Origin of the sequence: Paenibacillus rhizoplanae (genome assembly GCF_042684125.1) — a bacterium.
GTDB lineage: Bacteria > Bacillota > Bacilli > Paenibacillales > Paenibacillaceae > Paenibacillus_AQ > Paenibacillus_AQ rhizoplanae.
In genome coordinates, this window is the sequence record NZ_JBHUKY010000022.1 from 26,514 (window position 1) to 44,172 (window position 17,659).

Consider the following 17,659-nt stretch of genomic DNA (forward strand, 5'->3'; position numbering starts at 1 on the left):
TTTAAAATGAATCGTGCATCCTTCTTCTACAAATGTACAATCTGATTTGTTAGGATATTACCAGGCAAAACAATGTAAGCGCATACAAGAGGAGGAATCTCTAGGATGAGTAAAAAGATCAGGAGAAAGGCACTCTCAGTTTCAATGGCTGGTGTGCTGCTGCTATCCGTCATTACCCCTATGCCATTCTCTAACCCCCTTCAAGCTGCTCCGGCTGCTGCCATGCAGGCTGCTATTGCTCCGGCACAGGTAACCGCCGATTGGTACAAGAGCTATCAGACGATGGATGGTGTAGGAGCCGCCTATGCGTATACGGATTCCGTCCATATGCTGCAGCTCGCTTCGGCCGGCCATCAGGATACGGTCCGGCATCTGCTGGATCTGACCTTCAGTGAACAGAAGGGTACAGGCCACGACATTGTCCGGGTGATCATCGGTGACAACGGCGGCCTGACGACTTCCGGGGCTACTGCGGCCAGCCCGGGGTTCAACCCGCTCACCAGCCTCCTGGCCGATGTGAATAATCCCGGCTTCGACATTGAGGGGAACGCTATTCCTCTGCGTGGAACAGCAGGCCAATACGGCTACAAGATCGAAGCGGAGAACCGCTATTACGACGGCAATACCGACAGCATCTGGCCGGTTGAACCGGAGCATGCTCCTGGAACGCTTGTACCTGTGCAAGACTTTGTATGGGATTATCCCTCCTGGAATCAGCCGATCGGCAATGACGACGGCGGACCGACCAATCTCCTCAGTAAGCCCGGTGAACAGCCTGTAGTCATCAAGAATTCCCCGCGTACACGCAAAGAGCTGTTCGATATCGATCAGGTCTGGACCATGCGCCAGGCGATGCAATATGGCGTCAAGCAATTCTACGCCTGCACCTGGACCGTACCCTACTGGATGAGTCAATCCAACACCAATTCTCCCAGCAAAATTGTCCGTGGCGACATCGCCACCATTGGCGGGAAACCGGTCAAAATATACTATCAGGCCTATGCAGATTATCTTGTCAATTATATCCGCGGCATGTGGGAGCAGTATGGGATTCCGGTTACCCACATCAATCCCTTCAACGAAGTCGATCTGGCGGGCGGCTCAGCTGCTTACGTTACGGAACTGATTAACGGTTACATCGGACCTGCCTTGAAAAAATCGATGCAGCCTGGCGGCGACCTCTATGATATTAAGAACCCGGAAGGCAAGCTCATTGACTTCATTCCCCAGCTTGCCGCAGTGGACGGCACCAATCTGGGCGCTTCCTTAAGCAGAGGCGGCGAGGTATTCTCGCAGACGGACCCGGATAATGCGCTCGACAAGAATCCCTATCTCGATGTATTCACTACCCATCTCTACGGTACAGTTGGCATCGGTACGGATGAGAACAAGCTGTACCACACCGGGGATTTCTCCAAGAGTCCTCTGGATTACACCAAGGATGGAAGCAAGTATCCCGAATATCTGACTAAGTATAAGCTCTGGCAGGCAGAATTCATGAACCAGGACACCGGTGATGGATCGGCTGGCGCGTATACGCAGCGCTATGGCAATCAGAATATTAATGATGCCGTGCGCTGGTCTAATCTGATGACCAATATGTTCACCAGCAACCCGGGCTTCACCGGCTTTGTCTGGTGGAGCATGTGGGACAGCAACGGCGCGGACGGCTCTGACCTCATCCGCTTCGTGACGACCAACTCCCAGCAGGAGCCGGGACGGATCAGCACATTGACCGGTGAATACCGGTTGTTCAAGCGCTTTTACAGCTATGGTCATTTCTCCCGGTTCATGAATCCCGGTGATGTGCGCTTTGATGTTACACGCGTACCCGCGCCCGATCTGAACGTGGTCGGCTTCAAGAATCCGGCTACGGGTGATTTCTCGATGACGGTATCGAATGCGAGCAATGATGACAGCGTTCAGCCGCTGGAATTCAATCTGAAGGACTTCCCGGCAGGAACAGATAGTGTGACGGTGTTCCGCACCTCGGGAAGCGAGAACCAGAAGAAGCTGGGTACGATTCCGGTATCGGGCGGCAAGTTCGTCATTGATATTCCGTCGGCCAGCGTTGTGACGGTTGTTCCGTCCAAGGGCACTTTTGCCACCTATCAGGGGCTGGACGGGGAACGCGACATCTTCTCCACACTGGAAGCAGAGGGGAATGACAATAGTATACCTGGCGACAGTGCAGGTAGTGCAGGACGCGCTGAAGAGGCCGTGACACTCGGTGTCGGCAAGTACCTCGCCTACAAAAATTTGAATTTTGCAGATGGCTCCGCGAACGGCGGTGTTGTGCGCAGACACTTATTGTACCTGACCGCCCAGAGTAAATCAGCCCAAGGAGGCAAGCTTGCCGCTTATGTGCTTCCGGTGGGAAGCGCTGTGGGCAGCAGCGACGATATCCTGTCCCAAGGCACGCGTGTAGCGGAAATTCCGGTACCGGCCAATGACGTATACGGCAAATTCCAGGACATGGTCGATACAGGTGATCTTAGCGCTTACGGCCATAAGGATCTGTATATTGTGGCTGAGCCGAACGGAACTGCGGGTACCATCACCGTTGACCGCTTCCTGTTCGGAGCAGGCGATTCCGACTGGAGTGCTGCTGCGAATAATTCTACAGTATCCATTCCGGGGAACCTGCTGCTCAATGGAGATTTTGATACGGCGAACGCTTCCAATACAGACAACTGGTCTACGGGCCGTTACAACAAGGGAACCTTTGAGCCTGTTGCCTCAGGACCCGTGTTAACAGCGGATACCATACAGAGCTATTCGGGTCTGTCACGTTACCTGAAGAACAGCTCCACCTCGAAGGTTGCCGGTTCCGGCAAGCTTGCCGGCCGCATCGACGCTGCGGAGCAGTATGACGGAATGTGGCAGGATGTTACCGGTAAGCTGAGCAAGGGAGAGAGCTATAACTTCAAGGGTTATTTCCTCTCCATGATGAGCCGGCCGGAGAGCTATGATCTCGCTGCGGAGCATCCGGGGGATGTGGAAGCGGCGCTGGTGTACTACGACCAGAACGGGACCCAGCTCGGCATGACGCCAATCAATAGCCGTGATATGCCGGAACCTTATGCAGCCCGGGAAGCTGGTGATCCTGCATACTGGACTGGTGGCAAGTTTGTCGGACGTATTCTGGAGGGCGGACCGCTCAGTTTAAGCTCCTTCCAGCCCGTGGATGTGAAGGTGGCGGACTGGCATGAGACGCCTAATGCTCCGTTTACCTATGATGAGCCGTCAGGTACGGCCAAGGTGGTGATGGCGGTGTATGCGAAGGATGCCAACATCCTGTATGCCGATCAGCTGTCACTGACGCCGGAGGCCGTGGCTTCGCGCAATATTTTCGTGGATGGCGTTCAGCCGTCTAACTTCGATGCCTCCAATTACGAGTATAAGTATACGGTTTCGGGGAACGCCATACCGAAGGTAACGGCGGTCACGAGCGACCCGGCTGAAATCGTAAGTATCTCGCAAGCGGACAGTGCGCAAGGAACGGCAGTGGTCCGGTTCGTCAAAGGCGAACAGATCAGGACTTATAAAATCTTTTTCAGTACGAACGAAATTATCGACTTTGCGGCTGGCCTTCCGGCGGGCTGGGAGGTTGTGAATCCGGCTGATCCGCAGACCGCACTTAGCTATAGTGCTGAGGGTGCGGCCATCCAGACCTTGAAGAGCGGCACGGAATATCCGGGCAGTCATAATATGCTGCAGATGCCGGGTTCGGCCGAAGGCAACTGGACGCTTACAGCGAAGCTTACGGTAGACAAACCGCTGAATGATTCGAGTATGGGTGAGAATTCCCAAGCAGGACTTGGCATCAGCCGCACTTCAAGCGGGGAGTTCTACAGAATCAATGCCAGGAAGGTAAGCAACAATATCAAAGTGAATAATTCTGGGTTGATAGGTACTCAGCCCTTCTCAAACAATACCAATCAGACTAATCTGAGCGGTACCAACTATTATCTGCGGATTGTAAAGGAAGGCAATGTGGTTCAAGGATATTTCTCAACGAACAGCGGTTCTTCCTGGCTGACGATGGGGAATCCTTCAACGTATACCCCGGACTTCTTCAAGGATGCCAAGGTGCAGTTGTACGGAACCAATACCAGCGCAGTAACGGACTTCAAAGTCACCTTCTCGGGGGTTACCCTAGCGAAGACGCTGGGAGAGAGTGGGGAAATTACTGCAGATCAGCAGGCGGTAGAGGAAGCTGCGGCCTTGATTGGCAACCGAATTACCGTTCCTAATGCAGTAGAGGGTGAAGACAACACTAAGCTGATGGCCAAAGCACAGGCTATTCTGGATGGCAATGAAGCGCTGAAGCAACTGGGAGTGAAGACCGCTATTACTCTCCAGGGAGGCGGATTCACGCTGACTGTAACTAAGGGAAGTGTCAGTGTAAAGGTCAGCCCGTTCACTATTGCAGCGGGGATGAAGGCGGTAAGAGATTTCGAGGATCAGACAGTTCAGGGCTTCCAGCCGAAGGGAAGCGCAGGCGTAACGGTTGCACCTACCCAGGAAGCCAATCATACCCCGGGCGGAGCTTATGCCCTGAAGGTTACAGGCAGAGCAGCCAATTCGGACGGACCGTCCGTGAATGTGAAGGACCTTGTCACGATTGGCAATGAGTACAAAACAACAGTATGGGTGAAGCTGATCAGTCCGGCAAGCGCACAGCTCAAGCTGACGGCACAGGTCAATGCAACTACGCCGTACTATGTCAGTCTGGCTACACAGACGGTCAGTGCAGGCGGAGATTGGGTGAAGCTGGAGGGGACGTACCGTTATCTGCATGATGATGTCACTTTATATGTAGAGAGCCCTAACAGTGCTGTTGCAGCCTACTATATTGACGACTTCGGCTTCGAGGATACGGGGCTCCAGACGATTGCTTCGCTTAAGGATGTCTATAAGAACGACTTCCTGCTGGGCAATGTGCCGGGCAATAATGACATTAACCCGGGCAACGGACAGAATGCGTTCTTCAATTATCATTTCAACAGCGTGACCTTCGAAAATGAGATGAAGCCGGATGCACTGCAGAAGACCAAGGGGACCTACACGTTCACGAGGTCTGACGACATGATTACCAAATCCCTGGCGATGGGAATGGAAGTGCACGGTCATGTACTGGTATGGCATAGCCAGACCCCGGCGTGGTTCACGCAGCAGGTGGATGCCTCAGGCAATGCCGTTAAGGATGGGACGGGGAATCCGGTCTATCTTAGCCGCAGTGAAGCTCTGGTAAATATGAAAACCCATATCCGTACTGTCATGGAGCATTACAAGGATTCGGTGATCTCCTGGGATGTGGTCAATGAGGCGATGCAGGACGGACCTCCGGCAGTATCCGACTGGAAGGATGCACTGCGGAAGTCGCCTTGGTATTATTCCGTAGGTCCAGACTTCGTGGAGCAGGCCTTCCTGGCCGCACGGGAAGTGGTAGACAACAACCAGAATTTGAAAGGGATCAAGCTGTATTACAATGATTTCAATGATGAATTCCCTGAGAAGCGGGACGCTATCCACGACATGGTCAAAGAGATGAATGACCGTTATGCCGATGCCCATCCGGGCAAGCTGCTGGTTGACGGCATTGGGCTGCAGTCCCACTATGACATGAGAACCAAGCCCGCCAATGTAGAAGCAGCCATTGAGAAGTATGCTTCCCTGGGCGTGGAAATCTCTATCAGTGAACTGGATGTGCTGGCGGGAATGAATTCTTCCCTCTCCCCGGAGTGGGCGGAGAAGCAGGCTAGCCTGTATGCCCAATTGTTCCAGATCTATAAGAAGCATGCCGATAAAATCGCGCGTGTCACCCTCTGGGGTTACACGGACAGCTCAAGCTGGAGATCCAGCCAGAATCCGCTGCCATTCCTTAGTTCTCTGGCACCGAAGCCTGCCTATTACGCAATTATCGACCCTGAGAAGTATCTGGCAGAGCATCCGCTCTATATTACGCCCGAAACCAAGAGCTCTACGGCGCTCTACGGGACACCGGATATTGACGGAAGCATGGACGACATCTGGAAGAATGCGCCTGAAATTCAAATCGACAACCATCTGATGGCCACAGCAGAAACGGCCGGCATAGCCCGGACGCTGTGGGACGAGGAGAATCTGTATGTGCTGTTCCAGGTGAAGGATAAGCAGCTAAGCAAAAACAATACAGATAAGACAAAGCAGGATTCAGTAGAAGCCTACGTGGATGAAGACCGCGTCAACGCCTGGCCGTACCGTGAGGATGATGGACAATACCGGGTCAACTATGCCGGAGAGCAGTCCTTCAAGTTCCTCAGTAATTCGACTCCGGCGACCTCCCCGGGCTTCGAATCAGCAGCGGTAACGGCCGGAACGGATTATATGGTGGAAATGAAGATTCCGTTCCGCACCATCACACCGGAGAACGGGACACAGATCCGGTTCGATGCGCAGGTGAATAACGCAAACGGAGCCAATCTGATCGGCGTAGCCACCTGGAATGATCTGATCGGCAGAGCGTCGAAATCGACAGAGGTATTCGGCAGCCTGACCCTCAGCGGCAAGGGAGATCAGACTCCGCCAACCTGGGCGGAGGGAAGCAAGCTTGAAGCCACTGATATCACCAGCACCGGAGTTACCTTGTCGTGGCAGGCGGCAGCGGATAATCTTGGAGTCACCAGCTACCGGATCTACAACGGAGTAGATGCTGAACCGGTGATGATAACCGGCATTGAACCGGAAGAGACTGTAAGCGGAGCGGTATATCGCCATCAGGTGACCGGACTTATGCCCAATACGCAGTACACCTTCAAGGTGGAAGCCGGAGATGCTGCCGGGAACTGGAGCAAGGACGGACCTTCCGTCCCGGTAACTACACTACCGACTTCAGATACTACACCACCGGTATGGGCAGAAGGAAGTACGCTTGAAGCTTCTGGCATTACAAGCAAGGGATTGACTCTGACATGGTCGGCTACGGCATCGGACGAGAGCGGTATCGCCGGTTACCGGATTACGAATGGAACCGGTGACAAGCCGGTTACGGTTACGGATGCCGTGTATACGGAGACGGTTACCGGCGCTGTATACAGTCATCAGGTAACAGGACTTATGCCGGGTACGCAGTATACGTTCACAGTGGAGGCAGTCGATACCGGCGGCAATTGGAGTGCCGGTGGACCTTCGGTTTCCGCGGCTACACTGCCCGCTGCGGATACGACACCTCCGGCTTGGACAGCGGGAAGCAAGCTTGAAGCCTCACGGATCACGGCAACCGGCCTTACGTTAACCTGGACGGACGCTGCCGACGATACGGGAGTGACGGGCTATAAACTCTATAGAGGATCAGTGAAAATCGCGGAGTTGCCTGGAACAACGCACCGTTATGAGGTAACCGGACTGGCGCCGGGAACAGGATATAACTTCTCTGTGCAGGCCGTGGATGCGGCAGGGAACTGGAGTACAGACGGTCCCGCTATCTCGGTAACTACGCTAAGCAATAACGGCGCAGAACCAACGCCGGTACCGACACCTGTGCCAACGCCAGTACCGACACCAGTACCAACATCAGTATCAACATCTGTGCCAACATCCGTGCCGGTATCGACGCCGACACCAACACGGGCGCCGGGAACAACAGCAACACCGGCCCCGTCGCAGGCACCAGCGACACCGGCACCAGTGCCAGCCAGCCCGTTCAAAGATGTAGTTGCCAAATACAGTTGGGCTTCGGAGGCGATTGACACACTGTACAGTCTGGGCATCATCCAAGGAACCTCCGCGGCCACCTTCAGCCCGGAGAAGAACATTACGAGAGCGGACTTTGTGCTGCTGGTAGTGAGAGCCTTGGGTCTCGAAGCGGAATCCGGTTCCGGCTTTGCAGACGTAAGCCAGGGAGCCTACTATTATGAAGCGCTCAGTATTGCGAAGCAGCTGGGGATTATCAATGGAATGGACGGCAACCATTTCAATCCGAAGGGCGAAATTACGCGGCAGGATATGATGGTGATTGCAGCCAGAGCCTTGAAGGCGGTGAACAAATTATCTGCCGGCGGCAGTGCCGGAGACCTGGCCGGCTACACAGATAGAATGAAGGTGGCGAAGTATGCCATTAATAGTGTAGCGGCACTGGTCCAAGAGGGAATTGTCCGGGGAGACGGGAAATCCCTCCATCCCACCGGAACCGCTACGCGGGCGGAAGCTGCTGTCATGATCTTCCGCATACTGCAGAAGTAACACCCGTAAGTTAGGTTGAGAGAAGCACTGCCCCAATGGTAGCCAACGTCTACACCCACGAAAGAATGGGATAGACGTTGGCTGGCCGGAGGGGTATTTTTAGTAAGATATACTTCCCGCATACCTCCATAGGGCGCCAACTCCCCGTCCTGGATATTCCGTCACACGCACATTCCGCGCATACTTCACATCCATCACAGACAGTAGCCCCGATATACAACGCACGCAACCCGCACATCACTGACCAGTGTCATATTTCAGGGTACCTTCCCACCGACCCAGATACTAATGATCCCGGATGATCCCGGAAACCGGCGAATTAAGATACACTTTTCCATTTGTTTACTGCTTGAATTACTCAACTATTCATCCTCTCTAATACATAGCATCCCGCATCCCGCATCCCGCATCCCGCATCCCGCATCCCGCATCCCGCAACTCTGGGTCTTCCCGCCCAGCCCTGCCGCTACGCGTTTACCTTGCCGGTATACCGGAAGTACTAATATTTCCTCTGAATCTTCTTTTTTACAAATAATTAGTTTATTATTGCTTCATTCCAAAGATTAGGAGGATTTACTATGCATGGAGTAATAAAACATATAAGCCGATTGTCTGTAGGGCTTATGCTGCTGGGTGCTGTGTCTTATGCGGGAGGGGGGCAGGTACTGGCTTCGCCTATCCAGAGTGAACAGTTTATCGGGACAGAGGCGGCGGCTCCGGCTCCGGCTGCTGTGGATGTCAGTTCTTCCATGACGGTGCTGGGCAGCCCGTTCAAGAAAGCGCCTTACGCGCGTAATGTCTGGGACATGCAGCTTTTTGGCGGCAAAATCTATCTGGGCCACGGCAACAGCAGCAACAATGCGCCTTCGCCCAATGCGGGGCCGGTTCCAATCTATTACTGGGATCTTGCCCAGAATAAATTCTCTGTCCAGGACGTTACATATACCAACCCGGCGACAGGTAAGGTGACCACCAATGTGTATGTTATGGATGAACAGATCGACACTTTCAAGGTGCTGAACGGGGAGCTGTATATTCCCGGGCATGACTCCAGGGTACCAGGGTGGGCCTATGGGAATTTTTATCGGCTGAACGGGGATCACTGGGACCAATACATGAACATTCCCGGAGGTATCCATGTGTACGATATGGCCTACTACAAAGGCAAGCTATACGCAGCACTGGGCGCTAACGAAGGGCCTTTGATTTACGTGTCTTCGAACAGGGGAGCAACCTGGACCCGCTTCGGCTCTGTCTCCCAGTATGGTATTATGCGTGCGTACAATCTGTTCGAGCTGGGCGACACACTGTATGCTTCCTCGGCCACGGCAGGTAAGACCCAGGGCATTGCAAATGACAAGGGGTATATGACTTCCATCAAGCAGAACAGCAGCGGGGGGATTCAGACGTCCAAGCTGACTTTTACCAGTACCCAGTTGTTCCCGGGGCTCAGCTTCGTTATCAAAGCGGGTGAAGTGAATGTTCCCGGTGTCAGCGGCCAGCCTTGGCTGAAGCTCCTGCGTACGACCCCGGTGAACGACCGGCTGCTTTATATTGCAGGGGTGATCTATAACGATCATCAAGCTATCCCGCAGGGACTGTTCTCGGCCGGAGCTAACTTCCAGAATGTGCGCAAGGAGTTGTTGCCTGACTCTGCTGTAGTGCCTATGGATATTCTGGAGCGCGGGGAAACGGTATATGTGCTCGGTTACGTGAAGGAAGCCTCAGGACAATATACGAATGTTGTTTACCGAAAAAATACTGCCAGCTTCGCAGCCAGCGGGGAAGGCTGGAGCGAAGTCTTCCGCTTCAGCCGGGATACGTTCGCCCGTTCCTTCGAGGAACAGAACGGCGATTTCTATTTCGGACTTGGGAGTTATGCGGATGTCATTCCGGCTTCCACCGGCACGATTCTGAAGCTGAGCGCCGGGGATTATTAAAGGCTACTCCCCAATAATTGCAATATCCGTGTTGATCCATTTGACTGTGTCTAAGCCTTTGGCCTTTAAAAGCAGCGTGTTGATGATATCCTCGCCCCAGTTCTGCTCGTTCTGTGAGATTACGCGGGTAATCTGGCCGTTATCCAGCGCCTGCTGCAAGGCAGGGGTGAGGCCGAGGGCGAGATTATAACGCTTCAGCCCCTTGGCCTTCCAGACCAGGACAGAGCTGGTACCGGAGACAAAATCCAGATTGACCAGCGCGCTGAAATGGGGATGATCTGAGATCATCTGCTCCAGCTGCCCCGCAGCCCGCTCCTCACTGCCGTCATTGTGGCGGATCTCCAGTACATCAATGTCCGTATGCTGAGTCAGGTAGGCCTCAAGTCCAAGCAGGCGTTCCCGGGTGCTCTGCATCCGGGACATCCCGGACTCGACCAGAATCATTCCTTTGCCGCTTAGCAGACGTTCCACGGTCTGGCCCATCACTGCGCCGGTTGCCCGGTTATCCGCCCCGATATAGGCTGCTCTCCGGCTGGCAGGCGAATCCGATTCGAAGCAGACCACAGGAATTCCTTGGGCGGCCGCTTTGTTAATCATGGCGGTGAGCGCCTGCGAATCCACCGGAGCAATCGCAATGCCGTCTACCCCCCGTTTAATCATCATCTCCATGATGCGGATCTGCTGCTCCAGATTGGCTTCATCGGGAGCTTGCACCAGCAGCTCCACGTTATGCTTCCGGGCTACCGCTTCCGCTTTTCCGGTGATCATCTCGTAAGTGGCATTCACCATAGGGTAGATAATGCCGAAGGTCAGCGGAGGTTCTTCGCTCGTGCTTGACGGGGAATCTCCCGCGCCCATCGGAGGAGTATCCGCTGCTCCGGCAGCCTTAAGGCAGCCGCCAAGCAGGAAGCCTGCCGTCAGCAGCAGGAGAAGCACGGACCATCCCCGAACCCTATATACGCTCACGCATTTCCCGCCCCTCTGCGGATCGCGTGCAGCGGCTCCTCAGTATTTCCCTGCTTGCGGAATTCCATGGGCGTCATCCCCGTTACTTTTTTGAACAGGTTGGAGAAATAATGCTGATCGTTGTAGCCGACCAGATAGGCGATTTCAAAGGTTTTGTGCCCCGTAGATTTCAGCAGCTCCTTGGCCCGGTCCATACGTGTAGCCGTCAGGAATTCGGTGATGGTCTGCCCGGTCGCCTGACTGAAGGTTTTGCTCAGATGGCTGGGACTGACCCGGACCACTTTGGAGATGTCATTCAGGGAGAGCTGCTCCTTGTCGTATTGCTCACGGATATACTGCTTCACCCGGTCGATCAGCTCACGGTGCTTGTCCGCTCCTTCGGACCGCCATTCCCATAGCCGCTCGTATAACTGCTTGAGATACTGAAGGCCGTCATCACTACTGGAGATTTGCTTCAGCGGTGTCTGCAATTCCTGGAGTATGCCGGCGTGGCCCGCGGCTGCACGGAACCCGTTCTTCGCTGACTGGACCAGCTCCAGAGTGATATCGTTCATCAGGTAACAGGCATATCCTGAGTTCCAGTTCATCTGCTCAAGCTCCTTGGACAGCTCCAGCAGGAAGCCGGGCATTTGCCTGTGGTCGCCTGACTTCAGGAACTGGACCAGCCGGCTTCTGTCGAGCAGAACCCCATGGGCGCTAGGGTCATAATACGCCTCAAGCATGGCGGCGGAATGCATTCTGGACATCTGCTTGAACATCCGGTCATTCTCGGCTTCCAGATAGGAGAGATGGATGCCCTGCAGACGTTCGCAGACCTTGCCCCGGCTGACGGACAGCTCCAGCCCGCAGCCTTCCCTCAGCCGCTGCTTCGCAGCCGCGCACAGCTCATCCAGGGTATGGTTCATCTGGACCGGATCACTGCCTTTATAGATGAGGACCATCTCCGTGCGGCTGCGCTTGTAAATGAAGCTGTCGGCCGCCTCCTTGAGCAGGCCTCCTAACAGCGCCTCTGCATCCGGTGAAGCGGGGGAAGGCTCCGGAGACTCCTCCATATTCTGCGGTTGCAGAGTGAATATAGCGGCGGCGTAGTAAGGAGCTGTTAACTGCAGCTCCAGCTGGGCCGCTGCTTCGTAGGCGGCAGCGGTGCTGATCAAGCCTCCGCACAGATCCGCGAACAGATTCTCGGGGGTGTAGGCATATTTGTGCCTGATCCGTAATTCCTCATCAATCCGTGCGCTGACGCTGCGCAGAAGCTGTAGCAGATCGGCAGCGCTGAACGGCTTCAGGCAGTAGTCCTCCACCCCCAGGCGCAGCGCCTTCTGGGCATACTGGAAGTCATCGTGGCCGCTGAGAATGATGATTTTGATCTGCGGGAATTTCTGGCGGACGACAGAGGTAAGCTCCAGGCCGTTCATGAACGGCATTTTGATATCAGTAATCAGAATGTCGGGCAGCTGCGCTTCAATAATAGGGAGCGCCAGCTCACCGTCGGGAGCGTCACCGCAATAGAGGAAGCCCTCCTTCTCCCAATCGATGCATTCCCGGATATTCTCGCGGATCAGGATCTCGTCATCCACCAGCATAATCTTCTTCATCACTATATCCCCCTGTTCTTGGGTATGCGAACCGTAATCTGTGTGCCATAGCCTTCCGAGCTGTCCAGACGGATACCATATTCGGGTCCAAAATACAGCCGCAGCCGCTGATGCACATTTTGCAGTCCGAAGCCGCCCTGGCCGGTGTCCTCGGGTTCCTCCGACTGGATGGGATGCTCGACCGATTCCCGCAGCGTCTCCAGCCGCCCGGCGGGAATGCCGATGCCATTGTCGGAGACCGTAAGCATAATGGAGCCTCCGTCGGTGTACGCGCTGATGCGGATCAGTCCCATGCCCCGCTTATTCTTGATTCCGTGATACAGGGCGTTCTCGACCAGCGGCTGCAGGGTCATATTCAGAATCGGATACTCCTGCAGCTCCTCCGCCACTTCCAGCTTGAACTCCAGGATGTCGTGGTAGCGCATCTGCTGGATAATCAGATAACTCTGCACATGGGCCAGCTCGGAGCGGATCTGTATCCAGTCGCGCCCGTTGTTGAGGCTAAGCCGGAAGAACGCGGATAACGCCTTCACCAGCCGGATCACGCCATCGTGATTCCCCGCTTCCGCCATCCAGACAATCGAATCCAGCGTGTTATATAGAAAATGAGGGTTGATCTGCGCCTGAAGCGTCCGCAGCTCTGCCTTTTGGAGCTGCTGCTGCTTACGGATGCTTTGGGCCAGCAGCTCTTTGATCTGCTCCACCATAATGTTGAAGCTCTGCCCGAGATCGGCGATCTCATCGGTACCGTCCGGCTTGACTTTGGCTTCCAGATAGCCACTTGCGGTCAGGCGCATCTTGTGCTGGAGCAGCTGGATGGGCCGGGTTAGCCGCCGGGTCAGCAGATAATGGAGCGTGATTGCAAAAATAATGCTTAAGCCCACGCTGATAATAATCAGCTGCCTGATCCGGTTCGCCTCGGCCACGATCTCCTGCAGCGGGGCTATGCCGATAATCGTCCAGCCAGTCGCAAGCGACGAGGTATGGACGATGAACCGGGGCGGGCCGCCCGTCTGAAGCACGAAGCTGCCGCTTCTGCCCCGTTCCCCTGATGGGATCAGGTTGTCCTGAATAACGGCCAGCTCTCCTGCCCGTACAGGAGGAACATAGAGGGGATTGTTCTGCTCGTCCAGCAGGTAGAAGAATCCGGTAGTGCCGATCGTCACCTTGTCGCAGAACTCTTTAATGAAGGAATCGCTCAGATCCACAATGATATAACCGATGACCTCATGTGTAATCCGCTGTTTGACCGCCGTCATAATCGAGATCACACCCTCATCCCCGTAGGTGAAGCCGTCTACCCGGTCATAGCCGGTAATCAGCGGCGGGGGCACCCGGAGAATAAGCTCCGGCTGCTGGGATAACGCCTGAAAATGCGGATTACGCAGCGGGTTGCTGGCCGACTGGAAGATTCCCCGGCGCTCGCTGATGCCTTTGCCGTACAGATTAATCAGGCTAATGTTGAGCACATTCTCATACTTGTAGGTGTCCCGGTAGAGGGTGAAGGTCTGCAGAATGTCCTTGGCCTCCTGATAGGTCTCCGACTGCGAGAACAGAAAGTGGATGACCTGAGGATTATTGCTAAGCTCCAGCAGACGCTCGGTATCCTTGAACAGGTTGTCCATATTCGTTCCCAGCATTTCGGCCTGAAGCATGCTTGAAGCCTTGCTGTGACTGGAGATGGATTGGTAGGATTTCTGGTAGGAAATGAGGCCGACGGCAATCAGCGGTATGGTGGACAGCACTATGAACAAAGCCAGCAGTTTGGCTCTAAGACTGGAGGAGATCCAGCGTGTAATCCGCATTATCGGGAATTCCCTTTCACAAGTGGAGTAGATGCCGTTCCTAACTCTATTTTATAACAAATATTGGAATACCGAAACAAAAAAGAAAGCGCAAACAAAATATCCACCTTTTGAATAAAAAAGTACACCAAAATACCTATTCGGAGGGAATAAACCCAAAATTAGAAAGTAAACGCCAAAGGCTGCCCGTATAATGCTCTTCTGTAAGCGTTCTATAATGGGCACAACACCGGAACAAGGTGAACGTCAAGGGGGAGGAATAACGAGATATGAAAAAGCTTGGAAAAGTGGGGGCTGTGCTTGCCCTGACCCTGTCCATGACCCTATTAGGGGCATGCAGCAGCAATAACGGCGGGAACACGGCGGCGGATGCGGGCAAGACAGACAGTGCAGCAACGAAGGCGCCGGCGGCAAATGCCACCAAAGAGGCCAAGGACATCACGCTCGGCTTCTCGCAGGTCGGGGCGGAGAGCGGCTGGCGCAGCGCGAATACGAAGTCCATTCAGGATTCAGCCAAGGAAGCGGGTTACACGCTGAAATTCTCGGATGCCCAGCAGAAGCAGGAGAATCAGATCAAGGCGCTGCGTTCTTTTATCCAGCAAAAGGTCGATGTCATCTCCTTCTCTCCGGTAGTGGAATCCGGCTGGGATACAGTACTGAAGGAGGCGAAGGCGGCGGGCATCCCGGTCGTTCTGACAGACCGTGCGGTAGATTCCAAGGATACCTCGCTGTATGTTACCTTCCTGGGCTCCGATTTCGTGGAAGAAGGCCGCAAGGCAGGGAAGTGGCTGACCGAGCAGTATAAAGACGCTTCCGAGGACGTTAACATTGTTGAGCTGCAGGGAACTACAGGCTCTGCTCCGGCCAATGACCGGATGGCAGGCTTCGCCGAGACCATTAAGGACAATCCGCACCTCAAGGTCATTGCTTCACAGACCGGTGACTTCACCCGCGCCAAGGGCAAGGAGGTCATGCAGGCCTTCCTGAAGGCCAATAAGAAAATTGATGTGCTGTATGCCCATAATGACGATATGGCGCTGGGGGCTATTCAAGCGATTGAAGCAGCAGGCCTGAAGCCGGGCCAGGATATCAAGATTATCTCTGTCGATGCCGTGAAGGACGGAATGCAGGCCGCCAGTGAAGGTAAAATCAACTTCATCGTCGAGTGCAACCCGCTGCTTGGACCTCAGCTGATGCAGGTAGTTAAAGATGTGGTCGACGGCAAGCCGGTAGAGGCCCGGATCGTGACCGAGGAATCGACATTCACTTCCGACCAGGCCAAGGAAGCTTTGCCTAGCCGCCAGTATTAAATACTATATAAGACACACTAAAGAAATTAACGAAAAGCAAAAAGAAGCGGAGGGGGAATTTGGAACTGGAGGAGCGGCAGCGTCCGCCTTTGTCAACGGATTTCAACCGCGAAGAGCGGATTAAATCAAGAAATCTGTTGACAACAGCGGCCGGAAGTCCAAATGTTCACCGCAGTGACGACCAAGCTTCGAGTTCAAACCTTAAGTGCGTTTTATATAGCAGCAAGTCGGGTAGGACCTTTGCTCCGGCGGTCCTTGAACCGCCGGAGTGGTTGTCTATGGAGAAGAAGGAGTGGATATAGCCTTGAGCACACAGCAGCCCATATTGCAAATGACCCGGATACATAAACGTTTTCCGGGGGTGAAAGCCCTGACAGATGTGAGTCTGCGCCTGTTCCCTGGCGAGGTGCACGCCTTGATGGGCGAGAATGGCGCTGGTAAATCCACCTTGATCAAGGTGTTGACCGGCGTCTATTCGATTGACGAAGGCCTTGTGGAGATGGAGGGCACAGCCATCTCCATGCGCAGCCCGCAGGAATCGCAGGCTGCGGGCATCAGCACCGTGTATCAGGAGGTGAATCTGTGCCCCAACCTGACGGTCGCCGAGAACATCTTCATCGGCCGGGAGCCGCGGCGGTTCGGCTGCATCCAGTGGAAGCAGATGAACCTGCGGGCAGCGGAACTGCTCCGGGAACGGATGAATCTGCACATTGACGTTACCCTTCCCCTGCAGAGCTACTCTGTAGCGGTTCAGCAATTGGTTGCCATTGCCAGAGCGCTGAATATCTCCGCGAAGGTGCTGATTCTGGATGAGCCGACCTCAAGCCTGGATCAGAACGAAGTGGATCAGCTGTTCCGCATTATGAGGAAGCTTCAGCAGGAGGGGCTGTCGATCCTGTTTGTGACGCATTTTCTGGACCAGATGTATGAAATCTCCGACCGGGTTACCATTCTGCGCGGCGGTGAGCTGGTCGGTGAATACATGGCTAACGAGCTAAGCCGCCTGGATCTCGTACTCAAAATGATCGGCAAGGAGCTTCATCTGCTGGAGGAGCTGCCTGAGCTTGCAGCACAGGACAAGAACAGCCTGGGCGATGAGCTGCTGAGGGCGGAAGGGCTGGGCCGCCGGGGCGGAATCGAGCCGTTCGACCTGACGATCCGCAAGGGAGAGGTCGTCGGACTGGCCGGGCTGCTGGGTTCCGGGCGGACGGAGGCGGCACGGCTGTTGTTCGGTGCCGATAAGCCGGACTTCGGGCAAGTGATCCTGCCGTCAACTGGCGGCGGGGTGCACTCCCCCCGGGAAGCTATAGGGCGGCGGATCGCCTTTTGCTCGGAGAACCGCAAGACCGAGGGGATCATCGGCGATCTGACGGTAAGAGAGAACATTATTCTGGCGCTCCAGGCCAAGGACGGGATGTTCAAGACGATCCCGCGTAAGCGGCAGGAGGAGCTGGCCGGAGAATACATCCGCATGCTGAATATCAATCCTCCCAGCCCGGACCAGCTGATCAAGAACCTCAGCGGCGGCAATCAGCAGAAGGTGCTGCTGGCCCGCTGGCTGCTGACGGAGCCGGAGCTGTTCATCCTCGATGAGCCGACGCGGGGCATCGATATCGGAGCCAAGGCAGAGATTCAGAAGCTGGTGCTGACGCTCTCCCGGCAGGGGATGTCGTTCCTGTTCATCTCCTCGGAGCTGGAGGAGGTGCTGCGGGTCAGCGACCGGATCGCCATTCTGCGCGACCGCCGCAAGGTGAAGGAAATTTCAGAGAAGGACATGAGCCAGCAGCAGATTATGCAGGCGATTGCGGGAGGCTGAA

The 17,659-nt window shown here is 54.8% G+C and carries 7 protein-coding genes; 4 read left to right on the forward strand and 3 right to left on the reverse strand.

All coding sequences use genetic code 11. From position 1 onward, the window contains the following. The first annotated feature begins 105 nt into the window (after window positions 1-105). Both ACFSX3_RS12455 and ACFSX3_RS12460 read left to right on the forward strand, forming a co-directional pair. Window positions 106-8,226, forward strand: a complete 8,121-nt coding sequence (locus ACFSX3_RS12455; RefSeq protein ID WP_209992365.1) for an endo-1,4-beta-xylanase — start codon at window positions 106-108, stop codon at window positions 8,224-8,226. 578 nt (window positions 8,227-8,804) lie between these two features. After that, complete coding sequence (locus ACFSX3_RS12460; protein WP_209992364.1) at window positions 8,805-10,166, forward strand: hypothetical protein; 1,362 nt, start codon at window positions 8,805-8,807, stop codon at window positions 10,164-10,166. Window positions 10,167-10,169: 3 nt separating this feature from the next. Here the strand turns inward: ACFSX3_RS12460 and ACFSX3_RS12465 are convergent, their stop codons facing one another. From ACFSX3_RS12465 to ACFSX3_RS12475, 3 genes are read right to left on the reverse strand one after another with little or no spacing between them, the layout of a single operon-like run. Continuing rightward, the gene (locus tag ACFSX3_RS12465) at window positions 10,170-11,132 is read right to left on the reverse strand and encodes a sugar ABC transporter substrate-binding protein (RefSeq protein ID WP_209992363.1); all 963 of its coding nucleotides are present in this window, start codon (window positions 11,130-11,132) and stop codon (window positions 10,170-10,172) included. Continuing rightward, window positions 11,129-12,727 carry a response regulator gene (locus ACFSX3_RS12470; RefSeq protein WP_209992362.1) on the reverse strand — a complete coding sequence of 533 codons (1,599 nt, stop codon included), beginning with the start codon at window positions 12,725-12,727 and terminating at the stop codon, window positions 11,129-11,131. Before ACFSX3_RS12470 ends, ACFSX3_RS12465 begins: the two co-directional genes overlap by 4 nt. A 2-nt stretch (window positions 12,728-12,729) precedes the next feature. Then, window positions 12,730-14,532 carry a cache domain-containing sensor histidine kinase gene (locus ACFSX3_RS12475; RefSeq protein WP_209992361.1) on the reverse strand — a complete coding sequence of 601 codons (1,803 nt, stop codon included), beginning with the start codon at window positions 14,530-14,532 and terminating at the stop codon, window positions 12,730-12,732. 269 nt (window positions 14,533-14,801) lie between these two features. Between ACFSX3_RS12475 and ACFSX3_RS12480 the strand changes: the two genes are divergently transcribed. Continuing rightward, window positions 14,802-15,842: an ABC transporter substrate-binding protein gene (locus ACFSX3_RS12480; protein WP_209992360.1), complete on the forward strand. Its 1,041-nt coding sequence runs from the start codon at window positions 14,802-14,804 to the stop codon at window positions 15,840-15,842. Between the two features lie 292 nt (window positions 15,843-16,134). Next, the gene (locus tag ACFSX3_RS12485; RefSeq protein ID WP_379256747.1) at window positions 16,135-17,658 is read left to right on the forward strand and encodes a sugar ABC transporter ATP-binding protein; all 1,524 of its coding nucleotides are present in this window, start codon (window positions 16,135-16,137) and stop codon (window positions 17,656-17,658) included. Window position 17,659 lies beyond the last annotated feature (1 nt).